1 protein-coding gene is annotated in these 796 nt (G+C 31.9%); it reads right to left on the bottom strand.

Features of this window, described 5'->3' with window-relative positions:
• Positions 1-86: 86 nt before the first annotated feature.
• The coding region (locus ACU8DI_RS15380) for a hypothetical protein (protein WP_447113679.1) at positions 87-796 on the bottom strand (710 nt) is incomplete at its 5' end.

Here is a 796-nt window from a genome sequence, read left to right as displayed (position 1 = left end):
TTTAAAGATAGTGAATTATGTGAGAATTTTTCCTCGTCTTAAACACTTACCGCAATTAATTATACACGGTGTTACCTGCTGGCTTTTTATACAAAATTTCTTGCATTACCTTTATCAGTTATCCATTTTTCAATTACCGAATATGCTTTATTCAGAGTCTGCTCAAATTCATTCAAATCAGTTTCTGTTTTCCAAAATTCCGTTTTCACATTCTTCAATGAACAAGCATTAACTTCGATTTGATTTAGTTTAATTGGGTTAATCCATATCTGATACGAGTTTCCATTATCATCTACGACAGATATAGACCTTACTTTTTCGTCTTTATATTGTGTTCCAATAGTAAGTCCATATTTTGGAAGCCATTTATTTATCACATAATCAACTTGTCTAAATTCAGAAGAAGAATCAAACCATTTTTCGCCACAATACCTGCACATTCTAGCTAATGGTGTTTTTGCAAGTTTTTCACAATTCGGACATTGATTAAAGAAAACTGAATCTTTGTTTTCTGAAGAAATTCTCTCGGCAGCTTTACAATGAAATTCGTTCGAGCCATTCTTGATTAGCTCTAAAACGTTTGGGTCAGAACTTATCCATTCCATTTTCTTATATGCTGTGAGTCGATTATCGTTTTCATTAACGTCACCAAGTTTCTCAACAGACATTAAATGGCGATAAGCTTTATATTCATTTGGCGTAAAAAATCTTCCAAAATAATTTATAATATATCTTACTCTTTCTAATTCCATTCTCGATGTTTCTTCAGCTTGCAGGTAACGTAATTGTGTATGAT

Source organism: Psychroserpens sp. BH13MA-6, assembly GCF_052983595.1.
The sequence above is the reverse complement of the archived record's forward strand: the minus strand, read 5'-3'. Positions and strand labels throughout refer to the sequence as shown.